Origin of the sequence: Amycolatopsis sp. WAC 04169 (assembly GCF_003947535.1) — a bacterium.
Taxonomy (GTDB): domain Bacteria; phylum Actinomycetota; class Actinomycetes; order Mycobacteriales; family Pseudonocardiaceae; genus Amycolatopsis; species Amycolatopsis keratiniphila.
The window spans coordinates 86,970-101,687 of sequence record NZ_QHJI01000002.1; the positions used below are offsets into that span (position 1 = coordinate 86,970).

Consider the following 14,718-nt stretch of genomic DNA (forward strand, 5'->3'; position numbering starts at 1 on the left):
CTTCCTCCACGCGGTTTTGGGCGTCTTTCGCCACCGGGCCCTGGGTGAGGGCCCGGTTTCGTCGAACAGGATCCGGTGCTACTTCTGGAGTTCGGAGAGTTTGACCTCGATCTTCCCGGCCAGGTCGTTCGCGTTGCGCATGGCTTCGTCGAAGGACGCGCCGAGCGCGCCGATACCGCCGAAGATGTTGTTGCCGAGCGGCGGGCGTTTGATCAGGTCACCCGGCTTGGCGAAGATCTTGAGGTAGTACAAGGCATCCGACTCGTTCACCGCAGGCGGGACCTCGATCGAGGCGATCACCCCGCCGGGGCAGATCAGGCACATCGCGGCGGTGTGCAGCCCGGTCGGGCTGAAGTGCTGGACATCCGGCCGCACACCGCGCGAGATGTCCATGAGTCCCCTGATCGGGTCGTACCCGGCGGAAAGCCGTGCCATGTGGTCGAGCCCGCCGCCGCCCGGGCGCACGGCGATCTCCAGCAGGAACGGTTTGCCCTGATGGAACCGGACTTCGGCGTGCAGCGCGCCGCGGGTGAGGCCCTGCGCCCGGACGCCGGCGGCCACCACCGCGTGCACCTCGGCCACCTGCTCGGGCGTGAGCGACGTGGGCGCGTGGTGCACGTCGTCGTCGAAGGTCTCGCCTTCCGAGGTGACTCTGTCCACAATGGAGCCGAGGTAGACTTCGTCGTCCCAGGCGACGGCTTCGATGAGATGCTCGTGACCGTCCAGAAAGGACTCGACGAGCAGGCCGTGCGGGCCGAGGTCCAGCCCTTCGGCCTCCATGTTGTACCAGGACATCCCGTCGATGCCTTCGCGTGCCTGCGCGTAGCGTTCCCGCATCTTCTCTTCGTCGTCGACCCGGAAGACGAAGTTGCTGGCCGCGCCGAGGGTCGGCTTGAGGATCACCGGATAGCCGAAGTCCTCGGCCGCCCGCAGGGCCGCGTCGAGGTCTTCGACGAACCGGAAGTCCGGATGCGCGGCACCGCCCTTTTCGTGTGCCTGCCGCATGATCAGCTTGTTCCGGCTGGTCCGCGCCGCGTCCACGCCGATCCCGGGCAGGCCGAGTGCCTCGGCGACCGCGGCGACCAGGACGACGCCGGACTCGGAGAAGGTGAGGACGCCGTCGAAGGATTCTTCCGCGTGCCAGGCCTTCGCGTGCCGGATCAGGTCGTCGATGTGGTTGCTGCCGGCGATCCGGTAGCGCTCGGAGGGCCAGAGATCCTCGGTGCCGACCCCGTTGAGCACGTACAGCACCCCGCCGAAATCCTCGATCTGCTGGTACCGGGGCAGGTAGTAGTAGGAGTTCTGGCTGGCTTCCAGCGCGAGCAGTTTCACGACACACCTCGTAGGGCAGGACGGATCGGGTGGGCACCGCCCGCTCGCACGAGCGGCCGGTCGAGCGGTTCGAGCCCGGTCCGGACCGGGTCGGCGCCGGTGAGGCGCGCGGCCAGGGACCGGGCGATCAGCGGGGCGAACTTGAAGGACGAGCCGCCGCACGCCGCGTAGGACAGGACCCGGTCGCCGAGGACGGCGAGCATCGGGCCGAGGGTGGAGCGCCGGGCCAGGTAGTGGCAGTCCCGGGTGTCGACCAGCCAATCCCGGCGGAAACCCGGGATCAGCGCGGCGAACGTGTCGATCAGGTGCTCACGCCACCACGAAGGCACGGTGGCGCCGCCGATCTCGTCGACTACGCGGCACGCGCTCGCGGCGCTGAGTTTCAACGGTGTCCCGGCGACCGGCGGCACCAGCCACGCGCCGCCCGCCGAGCCGAGCGACGTGATCGCCGGGGTGGCGGCCCACGCGGCGGCGTCGGCGGGTGGGACGTCGCAGTAGAGCATCGTCTGCCGGTGCAGCACGAGTTCCCTGGACAGGGCCGGGGCGAGCAACTCCCGTGACCACGGGCCCGCCGCCGCCAGGACCGCGTCGCCGCGGAGGGTCGCGCCGTCGGCCAACCGGACCTCGGCCCGGTCGGCGTCGATCCCGATCACCTTGCGGTGCGGGTGGAGTTCCGCGTTCGCGTGCCACCGCAACCGGGTGGCGCACGCCGTCAGCACCCGGTCGGCGAGCAGGACCCCCGCGTGCGCTTCGAAGACCGCTCCCGTCCCCGGCACGAACCCGGCGTGCGGGAACTCCTCGGCGAGCTCTCCCGCGCCGAGCACTTCGGCCTTCGATCCCGCCGCGGACAACAGGTCCCGCGCGGCCGCCGCCTCATCCGGCGGCATCGCGGTGAGCGCGCCGACCTGTTCGTAGAACGACGTGGACAACGCGTGTTCCAGCTCCAGCCACGCGTGATGCGCGGTGACCGCGGCCGCCGTGGCCGCGGGGTCGCCGGGATGCAACGCGCGCAGCACGCGGTGCCGGTCGAACGAAGTCGCGCCGGAGAACGGGATGTCCGCCTGGTCGGCGAGCACCACTTCGTGCCCGGCCGACACGCACTCCAGTGCGGTCAGCAGCGCGATGACGCCGCCGCCCGCGAGCACGACTCGCATGGTCTTCCCCGTTCGTTCGGGCGCCACGAGGTACCCGGATGCCACTGCTGGGATGGTGGCATCCGGGCCTTACCCCCGTTGGGCAAGGATTTCAGGAGGCGCGCGGGGTCACGAACGTGTCGTTGATGACGTAGCCGTCGAGGCCGTACGTCTCCCCGTACTCGATGAGATCGCTGGTGCGGTTGAGGAAACCGCGCCCGTTGTTGTTCAGCGAGGTGTTGCACAGCACGCTGAACCCGGTCTGCTCGCGGAACGCCTCGAGCAGGTCGGTGATGCCGGCGTTGCGTTCCCGCGTCACCGTCTGGGTGCGAGCGGTCCCGTCGACGTGCGTGATGGCCTTCAGCTCGTCCGAGGTGACGTGGTTGAAGTACAGCATGTACGGGTCCTGCACCGAGCCGACGAACCACTTGGGAGCGTCGGATTCCAGCGCGATCGGGGCGATCGGGCGGTAGTCCTCGCGGCGCTTGATCTTGTTGAGCCGCACCGTGGTGTCCACGGTGAACGGCGCGGCGAGGATCGACCGGTTGCCCAGCGCCCGCGGCCCCATCTCGTACCGGCCGCGTGCCCAGCCGATGATGTTGCCGTCCTTGATGTACTTCGCGACCTCGCTCGCCACGAGCGGCCGCGTCTCGTACTTCGCCGGATCCGGGACGACGTCCTCGACGAAGTTCTCCCCCGCGTAGACGTCCCAGTCGATGGTCGCCTGTCCGGTGTAGAACCATTGCGCGTCGATGGCGGTGCCCAGCGCGGAACCGCTGTCGTTGGGGCACGGCGGCACGAACACCGAGGAGAACAGGCCGCTCTCCCGCCACAGCCGGTTCCAGTCGCAGTTCAGCCCGCAGCCGCCGGAGATCAGCAGCGGCAGGCCTTCGGTCAGGTTCTTCTCCGCGTAGTCGTAGAACCGGTTGAAGATCGCCTGCGAGTGCTTCGCCGCCGCGTTGCGGTACTCCTGCGACCACACCCCGGCGTTGTACAGATGGGACCAGGACATCTCCTCTTTGGACAGACCGAGGATGATGCCGTCGCGGTCGAGGATGAAGTCGATGGTCTTCTGCTCGTCCGGCGTGAGCGGGCCCGGCTCGGCGAACCCGGTCAGCGCCATCTGCTTGCCGGCGTCGTTGAACCGGAATTTCCCCTTGCCCAGCGGGAAACCCGGGTCGGCCAGCGCGAAGAGGTACGCGTACTTCGCGCCGGGGTCGGTCAGGACGTGCTGCAGGTGGGTGGCCTCGCCGCGCTCGTCGATCCGGTAGAAGTCACCGATGTTCCCTTCCCACACCAGGGAGTAGTACGCCTGGCCGGGTGCCGCGGGGGCCATCCCGAGGGAGGTGTAGATATGCGAGCGCTCGTGGGTGGAGGAGAAGTACCGCACGTCCTTGCCGAAGAACTTGCCCGCCTCGTCGGAGATCGCGCCCTCGCCGACACCGAAGTATCCGGTGCGCGACGGCGGTTCCACCGAGAACTCCCCCTTGACCCAGCCGCCGAGCGCGACCACGTCGGGCTGCTTGTCCAGCATGCCCGCCGCGCGCGCCATCAGCTCGCCGGTGATCCGGTCGTAGCGCGGGTAGTTGTCCTTTTCCGACTCCAGCGCGAACAGCAGCTTGCCGTCCTCGATCGCCACGATCCCGCCATCGTGGCCCTCCTTCATCGACAGAATCAGCATTGTGTCACCGAATTTCGCTCGCCTTCATTCGTCGACTCATTCAAGCCGCGCGGCCCGTTGACCGGAAGCGCCCCGCGGGGAGAACAATCAACCTTCGGACGAGCCGCCCGGCAGGGTGCGCACGGCCTCGTGGCGCAGCGATTCGAACGCGTTCTTCCGGGCCCGGTGACCGGCCATCGGGACGGCGGCGGCGAACGCGCCCGGCTCCCGTCGCCGTTCGGAGGCGAACGCACTGACCAACCGGGAAACCGCGTACCGGCCGGCGACGTTGGCGCGCTGGAGAAGTCCGGCGTCCACCACGGACTCGAGGAGCTCGTCGGCGGTCTCGATCATGATGCCCATCGCCGCGGCGACGCCGATCGACGTCGTCCAGCCCGCCCCGGTCTGCCCGAAGTGGTGGATGGCCTCCCGTTCGGTGGGGGAAAGCTGTTCGTACGCCGCGATGAACCGGTCCCGCACGTTGACGTCACCGACACAGAGGCTGTCCATGAGCCGTTCGCGATCGGCGAGCTGGCCCGCCGTGTACGCGATCGCCCACTCCGGACGGGCGGCGATCTTGCGGCCGACGATGTTGATCGCCAGCGGGAGATCCCCGCACAGTTCGGCGATCATGTCGGTGGCGTCGTGTTCCGCGCGCACTCGGGCCGGTCCGGCGATCCGGCCGATCAAGGCCATCGATTCCTTGCGGGAAAACGTATCCAGCTCGACACGGTTCGTGTCCTCCAGCCCGAGCAACCGCGCGCGGCTGGTCACCACGACCTGACTGTGCGGGGCCTGGCCCAGCAGCGGCCGCACCTGGCCCTCGTCCCGGACCCCCGACAGGAGCACGAACAACCTGCGCTCCGCGAGCAAGGATCGGTACAGCCCGATCCGCTGCATCGGGTCGTCGGGTACGAGATGCGCCGGCACGCCGAGCGCGCGCAGGAATCCGCGCACGATCCCGTTGGCCGACCGGCCACCGGTCCCGCTGCCGCCCAGATCGGCGTAGAGCTGCCCGTCCGGGAAGTCCGCCGCCACCTCTTCCGCCAGCCGCAAGGCGAAAGCCGTCTTCCCCACTCCGATCGGACCGCTGACGAGCAACGGCACCTTGACCGGGCCGCTCGCGCCGATCATCTCCGCGGCGTCGGCCAGATCCCCTTCCCTGCCGACGAAAGTCCGCGATCCCATCGGCAGTTGCGCCGGACGGGCGAGGCGGATGACGCCGGATGCCGGTGCGTGCACGCCATCCGGCGGCGCTTCGGCCTGTTGTGGCACGGACGCGCGTTCCTCGCGGACTTCCGCGCCGGCGCCCGTCTGCCCGGCGACGCTTCGCCAACGCCGTTCCCACGCCGCGCGGTCGCCACCGCACGCGGAAACGAACGCCAGCGTCACGGCGAGCGTGGGCAGCCGGTGGCCGCTCGCCGCGCTCGACAGCACGGAAGGTGCGAACAGTGCCGTCCTGGCGAGTTCCCGGTAACTCGGGTTTCCCGCCCGGTTCCTCAAAACGCGCAGATCGTGAGCGAATGCGGCGATCGGACCAGTGGAGCCGTCCAACGGTCGCTCGGGTCTGCCCATGCCATCTCCCTCCCCTGGATGGGGTAACGCAATCGCGCTGCGTGACCGTCATCCTTGCAGCCTTCCTGGCCACAACCCTAAAGGACCAATGAACGATGCAGCAGATACAAATAGGTGACTCAATGTACAAAGTCCAATAGTTGGACGCGGAAATTCACCCCCTTGGTGGCACCGGATAGGGTTCGCCCATGTCTGACCCCCTGCCGCCACTCGCCGAACTCCGGCGAGCCGCCGAAGTGTTCAACGGCTTCGCGAATGTGGACACCTCGTGGCTTCGGCTCATGGAAGAAACGCAGTCCGCGATCGACCTGTCACAGCCCGCACATCGCACAATTCTTCTTCGCTGGCTCAACTCGTGGGGATGCCGGATCCGGTACCCGCGGGAAGGCGAGCCGGCCCCCTTCGACGACGGGGTCCTGGCCTGGTGGGAGACCTGGGGCGCCACCCTGCCCGCCGTCGCCCTCGCGGAACTGACCGACGCGGGGATCGACACGGCCGCGAAGGCGTACGCGGACCTCGCGGGTGTCGCCGTCTCAGCGGGACGGACCAGGCGTACGCTGGGCCCGACCGCCGCGGCCAAGGCGCTGTATGCGTTGCGGCCCAACACGATCATGCCGTGGGACGCCGCCATCGCGGCCGCCCTCCACGGCGCGCGTGACGGCGCCGCGTTCGGGAGACATCTGCGACTCGGCCGCGCGTGGGCCGCCGCGGTGATCGCGGAGGCGGGAGACGGCGGGGCGGGGATCCCCGCCCTGATGGGCAGGCCCGTGTCACTGGCGAAGATCCTCGACGAGTACCTCTACGTCGCCTTCACCATGGGCGCCAAGGGTGACTGGGGAACGGAACGCGGAGAATGGTGGAAAAATGGTAACCGGGGATGACGTCAGAGAGATCATTTCGGGGCTGCCCCGCGCCTATGAGGCGCTGGTCCGGGACCGGCCGAAGTTCCGCGTGGGGCGAATCGTCTTCCTTTCGCTCTCACCCGACGAAACCGTGATGGGATTCGGCTATCCCAAAGAAGAGCGGGAAGCGCTGGTGGCGGGCGAGCCGGACAAGTTCATGATGCCGATTCCGTCCGATATGCGCTATCAGTGGGCCCGCGCCCGGCTGTCCGCGCTCGATTACGAAGAGTTACGAGAGTTGATCGTCGACTCGTGGCGAATGTGCGTCCCGAAGAAGGTCTGGGCGGAATACCTGGAAAAGAACCCGAGCTGAACTACTCCTTTCGGAGTGCGCCGTTCAGCCCCCTCGATTGCCCTTTTCGGTCCCGTGAATTGCCATCCGGGTGACCGAAGAGGCGTCACTCGCGTGATCAGAGACGGAACTCGCGTGCTTGGGGGCGTAACTCACGTGTCCGGAGCCTCCACTCGGTGTGCGGCTTCTGATCACGCGAGTTACGCCCTCGATCACGCGAGTTTGGCGCCCGAGCACGCGTGAAGGCCCCCTTCCCTCGGCTGAGCCGGGGGAAGGGGGCCTTCACGCGCGAAACGACCTACTCCGCGACCTCTTCGATCGCCGAAGTGCCGCGGGAGCCGGGGCTCCCGTACCGCTCCCAGACCTCGTTCAGGCGGATCCGCCCGTCCGGCAGGAACTCCGGGGTGTTCGTGCTGTGCCCCGAGATCACCTGACCGCTGGCCAGCACCATCGTGTAGGCCAGGTCGATGGTCCCGTCCTCGCCGCACTTCCCGGTCAGCGAGCCGAGCCGCACCCCGCCGCCGCTCAGTTCGGCCCACACCAGATCGTCCTTCTGCCGGTACAGGGTCACCGGCGCGTCCGGGTCGGTGCTGACCTTGCGGAACCGTTTGCCGTCGTAGTTGATCATCCGTCCTGCTCCGTCCGTGCCGATGAACCGGGGAACCAGAGGTCGTCCGTGGTGAGATCCGCCAGGTCGTACTTCCCGAGCGCGCTGGCGAGCAGCCTCAGTTCGAGTTCGAGACACCGCACCAGCCGCACGAGCCCTTCGTCCGGGTCCTCGTCGACGGCGTGCGCCGCCGCGCCGCCGAGGCCGACCGCGGAAGCGCCCATCGCCAGGCACTTCAGCGCGCGGGCGCCTTCCCAGATCCGCCCCGACACCAGCAGCGACGCGTCGTGTTTGCCGACCCGCCGCAGGCATTCCACCAGCGGCAGCCCCACCTGGTCGAGGAAGACCGACGGCGCCCAGCCGGTGCCGCCCTCCGCGCCGTCCACGGTGACGGCGTCCGCTCCCGCCGCCCACGCGACCCGCGCCGCCTCGCCGACGTCGCGGCCCGGGTGCAGTTTCACCCAGGCGCGGGCCCGCGGGTAGTTGTTGCGCATCAGGTGGATCTGCTGACGCAGGATCTCCCCGGTGAACGTGCCGGGACTGCTGGACCGCAGCACCATGGCCTGGTCCCTGCCGAAGGCTTCGTCCACTGTGTACTGTTCGGCGATCTCGCCGGCGGCCGTGCGCGAGAGCACGGTCATCCCGCCGAGCCCGGGCTTGGCGCCCTGACCGACCTTGAGCTCGAACGCCAGCCGCCCGGTCTCCAGCAGTTTCGTCGCGGACGGGTCGCTGTAGACGAGGTTCCACACCTCCGCGTCCGCGTCTTCGGTGCTCTGCTGGACGACGACACCGCCCAGCCCGTCCGGCACGGCGCCGGCGTACGCGCGGATCCGGCCGAGCAGACCGTCCTCGACGCTCTCGCCCATCCGGCCGTAGCCGTGCATGGGCACGACGTTCTCGCCGATCACCATCGGCATCCCGAGCCTGCCCGCCTGCTCGCTCGCGGCGATCCCGAGCCCGCTGCCCGCGACCTGCGTGGAGCCGAACGCGCACAGGAACACCGGCGACGGCGCGGTGAACCCGCCGAGCACGGTCGACAGGCCGACGTCGCCGTACACCGGTTCGCGGGCGAGGTCGAACATCTTCTCCAGGCGACGGGGGACGAACACCGGCGGCACGATCCGCGCGCGGTCGAGTTCGTCCGGCGGGGTGCCGGCGTCCGCGCCGAACAGCGACCGGCCGTATCCCGCGACGTCGGGGAAGATCGCCGCGCTGCCTTCCCTTGCCCTGGCCCGGATCGCGTCCTCCGGGAGCTGCCGCGCGGTGATCACGGCGTCGCGATCCCGGGCAGCTTCGGATACGCGTTCGCCTGCCAGATCGCGTCCAGCCCGGCGATGTAGCGCGTCACCCGCTCCAGCCCCATCCCGAAGCCGGCGCTCGGCGGCAGTCCCTCGCGCGCGAGGTCGAGGTACCAGGCGTACTTCGCCGGGTTCTCCCCCGTCTCCCGCATCCGCTCGATCAGCCGCCGGTACTCGTGCGTGCGTTCACCGCCGCTGCAGAGCTCGCCGAACCCGTCGGAGGCGATGAGGTCGAAGTTCCGCAGCACACCCGGTTCGGTGCTGGACTCGCCGTCGGTGAACCCGCGCGATCCCTTGGGATAGTCGACGATGAAGAACGGCCGGTTCGTCTGCTCGGAGATGATCCGCTCGCCCTGCCAGTCGATTTCGGCGTCGGCGCTCTGCCCGTGCCGCAGGCCCTGCAGCCGCGACACCGCCTCGCGGTGCGTCATCCGCTCGAAGTCCTCTTCCAGCAGCGCCGTGAACGCCTCCTGGTCCCGGCCCAGCGTGGCGAGGTCCACTTTGGACTCCCGCAGGGTGTGCGCGACGATGTGCCGCAGCAGGCCCTGCGCGACGTCGAGGACCTCCTCCCGGCTCGCACGGGCGACCTCGACGTCGATCTGGGTGAACTCGACCAGATGCCGTCCGGTGGTCGAGGTCTCCAGCGGCTCCAGCCGCACGTTCGGGGCGACGTAGAAGATTTTGTCGAACGCGAGCAGCGAAGCCTGCTTGTACAGGATGACGCTCGTCATCATCTTGTACTTGTGCCCGTAGTAGTCGACGTCGACCTGCTTGGCACCGCGGCATCCCGGGTCGGTGACCGGGCCGATCAACGGCGGCTGGAGTTCGACGAACCCGTTCATGCCGAGGTACTCGCGGGTGCCGGCGGTGATGCTGTTCTGGATGCGCAGGGCCGCCTGCGTCACCGGCGACGTCAGATGTTCGCGGGTGCCCGGCGGCAGCGCCGCGTCCGGTGTTCCGGTCATGTCCTACTCCCCTGTGTCAGTCGGTTCACGGTCCCGATTCCGGGTAGCCCGTACTTCTCGTCGAACGACCGCTCGACGTACCGGAGCGCGTCCAGCAGATCGTTCGAGGTCATCCGCCGGTCGCCGGGCAGGTCGACGAGATCGCCCAGCGGCATCGCGCCGATCCGCTGCCACTCCAGGCGGCCGCCCTCGGCCAGCCGTCCGCGGGCCCGGCCGGCGTTGTCCGGGTGCAGGCAGAACGGGACGTCCAGCTGGCCGCGCGCGAACGCGGTGACCAGCGCCCTGCCGAGGTCGGCGTCGAGTGAAAGAACGTTGTCCACCAACGCTTTCGCCTGCGCGTGGATCCCGGTGTCGCCGAGCCTGCCGATCCGGGAGACACCCCGCGCGGCCTCGGCGGCGTGCTCCAGCGCGGTCACGTTCTCCGCCACGGTCGGCAGCCGGTGCGCTTCGGCGGTGGTCTTGACGATCAGCCTGCTCGCGCCGGTGCGGGCGGCCAGCCGCGCGGACTCGGCGATCAGCTCCAGCGCGCCGCCCGGTGTCCTCGGGTAGACGCCCATGTAGCCGTAGATCACCACATGCGTCCGCGCGTGCGGCACGTATTCCCTGATCAGCGCCTGCAGCGCGGCGACGGCCTCCTCGTCCTGCCCGGCGTGGGTCTGCTGCGCGTAGCTGAAGGACAGGCAGCGGATCCCGTGCCGCCAGAAGAACATCCCCTCCAGCACGCTCAGCGCGACCAGCAGCGCGGGCGGGCACAGCTGGCCCATCATGCAGCCGCCGAAGGTCTCCAGATGCGGCTCCAGTTCGGGACCCCTGGCCTCGGCCAGCGTCTCGCAGGAGCGCCGCCAGTTGTCGACGGCCGCCGAGAGCGGCATCCGGCTGTACGGCAGGCAATACGACACCGGGCCGCCCTCGGTCGCGTGCAGCCCGAAGTCCAGCAGCGCCCGCACGATCCGGCGGGGATCCGCCGAACCGTGCCGCACCTGCACCGGGAAATCCCCGGTCAGCACGCCGTCGAGCAACGCCGCCGTCGTCACCGGGTCGTGGTCGACGAGCGGGTACCCGTTGAGATCGGCGCCCGCCGCCAGTGCCGCGCGCGCCGCCTCGTGGTCGCCGACCCTGGTGTAGCTGTCGATCGTGATCGTGCCGACCGTCGCGGCCCGCGCCGACCGGGTCGCCAGCAGCCCCCTGGTCATCCGCCCCGGATCGGCGAACCCCATCCGGGGCTGGACGACCAGCTCCCCCCGGGCGTGGTGGCGCGCGACCACCTCGCCGAACGAATGTCCCCGCCGCGGGGCGAGCACGTTCATCCCGCACCCAGCGGGACACCGGGGCCGCGGACGGACAAGGTGCGGAGGAAGGTACGGAACGGGGTCAGCCCGGCGGAGTCCTCGAACACCGCGTCGAAGCCGGCCTCCAGCAGCCGGGCCGCGTTGCTGCCGCCCGTGACGTCGAGCTTCCCGCCGATGACGACCGGCGTCGTGACCAGCTCGGCCCGGGCGCGGAAGGCTTCCATCAGCCGGACGCCGTCCTGACGGCCGTGCCCGTTGAGGCTGCTGATCACCAGCAGATCCGGCCGCCGGGTGACGCATTCGCGCACGATCGTCGCGTCCGGGACGCAGGCGCCGAGGTTGGTGACCCGGCAGCCCAGTTCCTCCAGCAACAGCTCCAGGTACACCAGGTTCCAGGTGTGCGCGTCGGACGAGAGCCCGGTGACGATCACGTCGAGCCCGGCGTCCGGGAGCGTGGACTGGACGGCTTCGATGGTCATGGCGCGGCGTTCTCCCTCTCTCCTCGATCCGGCCGCACGTCGATCTCGATCAGCGCGACCGCCTCTTCGGCCAGGCGCGACGCCTCCGCCGGGCTGTCCGCGGTCACCATCAGATCGCCGACGCGGTCCCACGAACTGCGCAGCCCGTCGAACCGGTCACCCGCCGAGACGCTGACGTCGCACATGAACACGCCTTCGGACTGCGCCGCCTTCTCCACCCCGCGCACGTCCTCGATCCGGCCGGGTTCGATCGAGAGGAACCGGACCGCGGCGCCGCCTTGGGCCTTGCGCGGCAACACGTCCACGACCGGCTCGTCCTTCATCACCGAGAAGTAGGCGCGGTTGAGCTCCACCGGATAGGCGCGCTGGATCAGCTCGATGATGCCGTCGCCCGCGAACCGGCCGGCGCATTCGACCAGGTACGGGACGCCGTCCGAGACGATCCACTCGCAGTGGACGATCCCGGTGCGGAACCCGGTCGCGCCGGTCAGCCGCCGCGTCTCCTCGGTCAGCGTCGCGGTGAGCTCGTCCGGGATGTCGGCGGGGACGATATGCGCGAGTTCGATCGGCCGCGGACCGGGGAACAGCCGCTTGCCGGTGACGTTGGCGAACAGCGGCTCGCCGTCGCGCAGCAGCATCTCGACGCTGAACTCGTCTCCCTCGACGAAGCTCTCGGCGAGCATCTTCAGCTCCATCGCGCGGTCCGGGACGAAGATCCCCTCGTCCTGCACGACGCAGTTCGTCCACGCCTGCTCGGCCTCGGCCGGGTCGGTGAGCACCTGCGTCCCCACCGACGCCTGCCGGTTCGACGGCTTCAGCACGGTCTTCCCCGGATGCCGCGCCATGAACTCCCGGACCTGCTCCGGGCTTTCGACCCGCGCCGACGCCGGGTTCGCGATTCCCGCCGCCCGGCTGACCAGGCGCAGCACCGCCTTGTCCCGCAGGATCTGCGTCGCGCCGAACCCCGCGCCCGGCAGGCCGTAGCGTTCCGCGAGCCGGGCCGCGAACGGGGTCGCGTACTCGGTCAGCGGGACCACCGCGGCCGGGTCGAGATCGTGGTGGACGTGGTAGAACTCGTCCGCCTTGCCGGGCAGGTGGAACTCCCACTCGATGAGCTCGCGCACCAGCGCCGAACCGGCCACCGTCTTGCGCGCGTCGCGTTTGCGGACGACGTCGGGCTCTTCGACGAAGATGACCGAACCGTCCGGCTGGAAGTCCTTGATGGACGAACCCAGCGCCGCGGCCACGAAACCGACCAGCACGACCGGGCGGGTCATGACCCCTCCTCGACGTAGTACCAGTTCTCGGGGTTGATCAGGCCGTACGGGTTGATCGGCGAGAATCCGCGCAGATTCCCCGCGACCTCGAACAACCGCCGCGGGAACGTCGGCATGAAGATCACCGGCGCCTGCTCGGCGATGTACTCCTGGTACTCGTACAGGGCGTCGAGGGAGTCGGTGGTGACGGTCTTCGCGATCAGCTCGTCCGCCTTGGCGTCGCGCCAGTTGCTGAAGTTGCAGGCGGCCCCGCTCTGGAAGAGGTTCTCGCCGGTCGGGTAGTTGTAGACCCAGCCGCCGCCCCAGCAGGACAGCTGCCACATCCGCTTCTCGCCCGGACCGTCCTCCGCCACCAGGACCGACCCCATCACCTCTTCGAGGCGGATCTCGATGCCGGCCTTGGCGGCGTCGTCCCGGAACTGCGCCATCAGCCGCGCCAGCGACGGCCGTCCTTCCCAGTAGCGCAGGGAAAAGCTCAGTTCGGTGCCGGCCGGGATGCCCTCGCCCGCTTCACCGGGGCCGGTGCCGGGCCGGACGCACACCGCGGGCGAGGTGGTGACGTCCCAGCCGTTGTCGGCGAGCAACTGCCGCGCCTTCTCCAGGTCGAACGGCCAGAACCCGCCGCGCTCGGCGATCTTCGGCGAGACCAGGTCGCTCTTGGGCAGCACCGGGATCGACCCCGTCTGGCTCCAGCCGTAACCCTGGTAGACCTCGCGGGCGCCGTACTCCTGGTCGAAGCAGCTCTGCAGGGCCTGCCGGACATACGGCTGCCTGATCATGTTCCCCGCGACGGTCGGGTTGCTGAAGTTGACCGCCATGAAGTTGATGTTGAACAGGATCTGAGGCTCCAGCTGGAACCCGTCGCCCAGCGGGTTCGGCCCGCCCTTCGTCGGGTCGCCGTCGGGCTGGACGCCCATACCCGGCGGCAGGAAACCGACCTGGACGTCGCCGGACCGCAGCAGCTCGTACTGCTGCTCGTCCGACGTCGTCGAGACCTGGCGCAACTCGTCGAGATGCGCCGGGTTGGGGCCGCTGTAGTGCTCGTTCGGGACGAAGGTGACGACGCCTTCTTCGGTGTAGCTCTTGAGCCGCCACGGTCCGTTCACGACACTCCACACCGGGCTGTCGGCCCAGCGTGTGCGGTGCGAGTTGTCCTCCTCGACGACGTCACCGTTCTCCGCCATGAGGAACTCGTAGACCGCTTCGGCCTGCTCGATGTCGTGCGTCGCGTCGGCCGGGCCGTCCGCGGTGCGGTCCCACGCCTTCGGCATCGGCGTGATCATGGTGAGCTGGTTCAGCAGCACCCAGTTCTTCGAGTACGCCTTGTCGAAGGTGAAGCTCACCTTGTCGTCGGCGACCTTTTCGAAGGACACCAGGTTGTCCGGGAAGTAGCCCTCGGAGTAGGCGCCGAACCTCGGCCCCTTCACCTTCAGCATGTTCATCCAGAAGATGACGTTGTCCGCGCAGACCGTCTCGCCGTTGGACCACTTCCACGGTTTGATCCGGACCACGCAGGTGCGGCCGGTCTCGTCCCACACCGGCTCTTCACCGACGCTGAGGTCCCAGTCGATCTCCGGCGCGCCGTCCCGGCCCAGCCAGTACAGCGGCCGGTACATCAGCATCTGGAACTCGTAGAGGCTCCGCACGCCGAAGCGTTCGCCCGGGGTGAAGGGGAAGATCACCGCGGGCGGGAACCCGGGAAGGCAGGCCCAGGTCGCCACGCCGCCCTTGATCGGCTTGTCCGTCATGACTTTCGCTTCCTCCGCATGTCGGCCGCGCTTAGTGGTTGCCATCGGATGTCCTTCGGGGGTATTCGGCGGATCCAGGTTTCCGCTGGGTGTGCGGCCGCGAGGTTCGCGTACCGGGGTTGTACTCGGGCCTCGCGGCCGTGCGTCCAGCGGGAAGCTGG

At 69.2% G+C, this 14,718-nt stretch carries 13 protein-coding genes; 2 read left to right on the plus strand and 11 right to left on the minus strand.

Annotated elements, in window-relative coordinates; genetic code table 11:
* Positions 1-78: 78 nt before the first annotated feature.
* From DMC61_RS05250 to DMC61_RS05265, 4 genes are all read right to left on the minus strand, one after another.
* Entirely contained in the window at positions 79-1,332 is a 1,254-nt protein-coding gene (locus tag DMC61_RS05250; protein ID WP_125687287.1) for an ATP-grasp domain-containing protein, read from the minus strand.
* Complete coding sequence (locus DMC61_RS05255) at positions 1,329-2,531, minus strand: FAD-binding oxidoreductase (protein ID WP_233594707.1); 1,203 nt, start codon at positions 2,529-2,531, stop codon at positions 1,329-1,331. The genes DMC61_RS05250 and DMC61_RS05255 overlap by 4 nt, the downstream gene beginning before the upstream one ends.
* A 46-nt stretch (positions 2,532-2,577) precedes the next feature.
* The gene (locus DMC61_RS05260) at positions 2,578-4,146 is read right to left on the minus strand and encodes a carbamoyltransferase C-terminal domain-containing protein (RefSeq protein ID WP_125687289.1); all 1,569 of its coding nucleotides are present in this window, start codon (positions 4,144-4,146) and stop codon (positions 2,578-2,580) included.
* Positions 4,147-4,233: 87 nt separating this feature from the next.
* A complete protein-coding gene (locus DMC61_RS05265; protein WP_125687291.1) occupies positions 4,234-5,700 on the minus strand; it encodes an NB-ARC domain-containing protein in 1,467 nt (488 codons plus the stop codon).
* A 188-nt stretch (positions 5,701-5,888) separates the two neighbouring features.
* Here DMC61_RS05265 and DMC61_RS05270 point away from each other — a divergent pair, with 188 nt between their 5' ends.
* Together DMC61_RS05270 and DMC61_RS05275 are read left to right on the plus strand one after the other, a co-directional pair.
* On the plus strand, positions 5,889-6,581 hold the full coding sequence (locus DMC61_RS05270; protein ID WP_125687293.1) for a hypothetical protein: 693 nt from the start codon (positions 5,889-5,891) through the stop codon (positions 6,579-6,581).
* Positions 6,565-6,915 carry an MmcQ/YjbR family DNA-binding protein gene (locus DMC61_RS05275; RefSeq protein WP_125687295.1) on the plus strand — a complete coding sequence of 117 codons (351 nt, stop codon included), beginning with the start codon at positions 6,565-6,567 and terminating at the stop codon, positions 6,913-6,915. Before DMC61_RS05270 ends, DMC61_RS05275 begins: the two co-directional genes overlap by 17 nt.
* Positions 6,916-7,192: 277 nt before the next feature.
* On the opposite strand, the gene DMC61_RS05280 is transcribed toward DMC61_RS05275, so the two are convergent.
* The 7 genes from DMC61_RS05280 to DMC61_RS05310 are packed head-to-tail and all read right to left on the minus strand — an operon-like array spanning position 7,193 to position 14,557.
* Positions 7,193-7,522, minus strand: coding sequence for a hypothetical protein (locus tag DMC61_RS05280; protein ID WP_125687297.1), 330 nt, complete (start codon positions 7,520-7,522; stop codon positions 7,193-7,195).
* A complete protein-coding gene (locus tag DMC61_RS05285) occupies positions 7,519-8,772 on the minus strand; it encodes a glutamate synthase-related protein (protein WP_125687299.1) in 1,254 nt (417 codons plus the stop codon). The genes DMC61_RS05280 and DMC61_RS05285 overlap by 4 nt, the downstream gene beginning before the upstream one ends.
* Entirely contained in the window at positions 8,769-9,764 is a 996-nt protein-coding gene (locus tag DMC61_RS05290; RefSeq protein ID WP_038515220.1) for an asparagine synthetase A, read from the minus strand. The genes DMC61_RS05285 and DMC61_RS05290 overlap by 4 nt, the downstream gene beginning before the upstream one ends.
* The gene (locus tag DMC61_RS05295) at positions 9,761-11,071 is read right to left on the minus strand and encodes a methylaspartate/glutamate mutase E subunit (protein ID WP_016333506.1); all 1,311 of its coding nucleotides are present in this window, start codon (positions 11,069-11,071) and stop codon (positions 9,761-9,763) included. Before DMC61_RS05295 ends, DMC61_RS05290 begins: the two co-directional genes overlap by 4 nt.
* Positions 11,068-11,532 carry a cobalamin B12-binding domain-containing protein gene (locus tag DMC61_RS05300; protein ID WP_125687301.1) on the minus strand — a complete coding sequence of 155 codons (465 nt, stop codon included), beginning with the start codon at positions 11,530-11,532 and terminating at the stop codon, positions 11,068-11,070. Before DMC61_RS05300 ends, DMC61_RS05295 begins: the two co-directional genes overlap by 4 nt.
* Positions 11,529-12,809: an ATP-grasp domain-containing protein gene (locus DMC61_RS05305; RefSeq protein ID WP_125687303.1), complete on the minus strand. Its 1,281-nt coding sequence runs from the start codon at positions 12,807-12,809 to the stop codon at positions 11,529-11,531. Before DMC61_RS05305 ends, DMC61_RS05300 begins: the two co-directional genes overlap by 4 nt.
* Entirely contained in the window at positions 12,806-14,557 is a 1,752-nt protein-coding gene (locus DMC61_RS05310; protein ID WP_125687304.1) for an ABC transporter substrate-binding protein, read from the minus strand. Before DMC61_RS05310 ends, DMC61_RS05305 begins: the two co-directional genes overlap by 4 nt.
* Between the last annotated feature and the right edge of the window lie 161 nt (positions 14,558-14,718).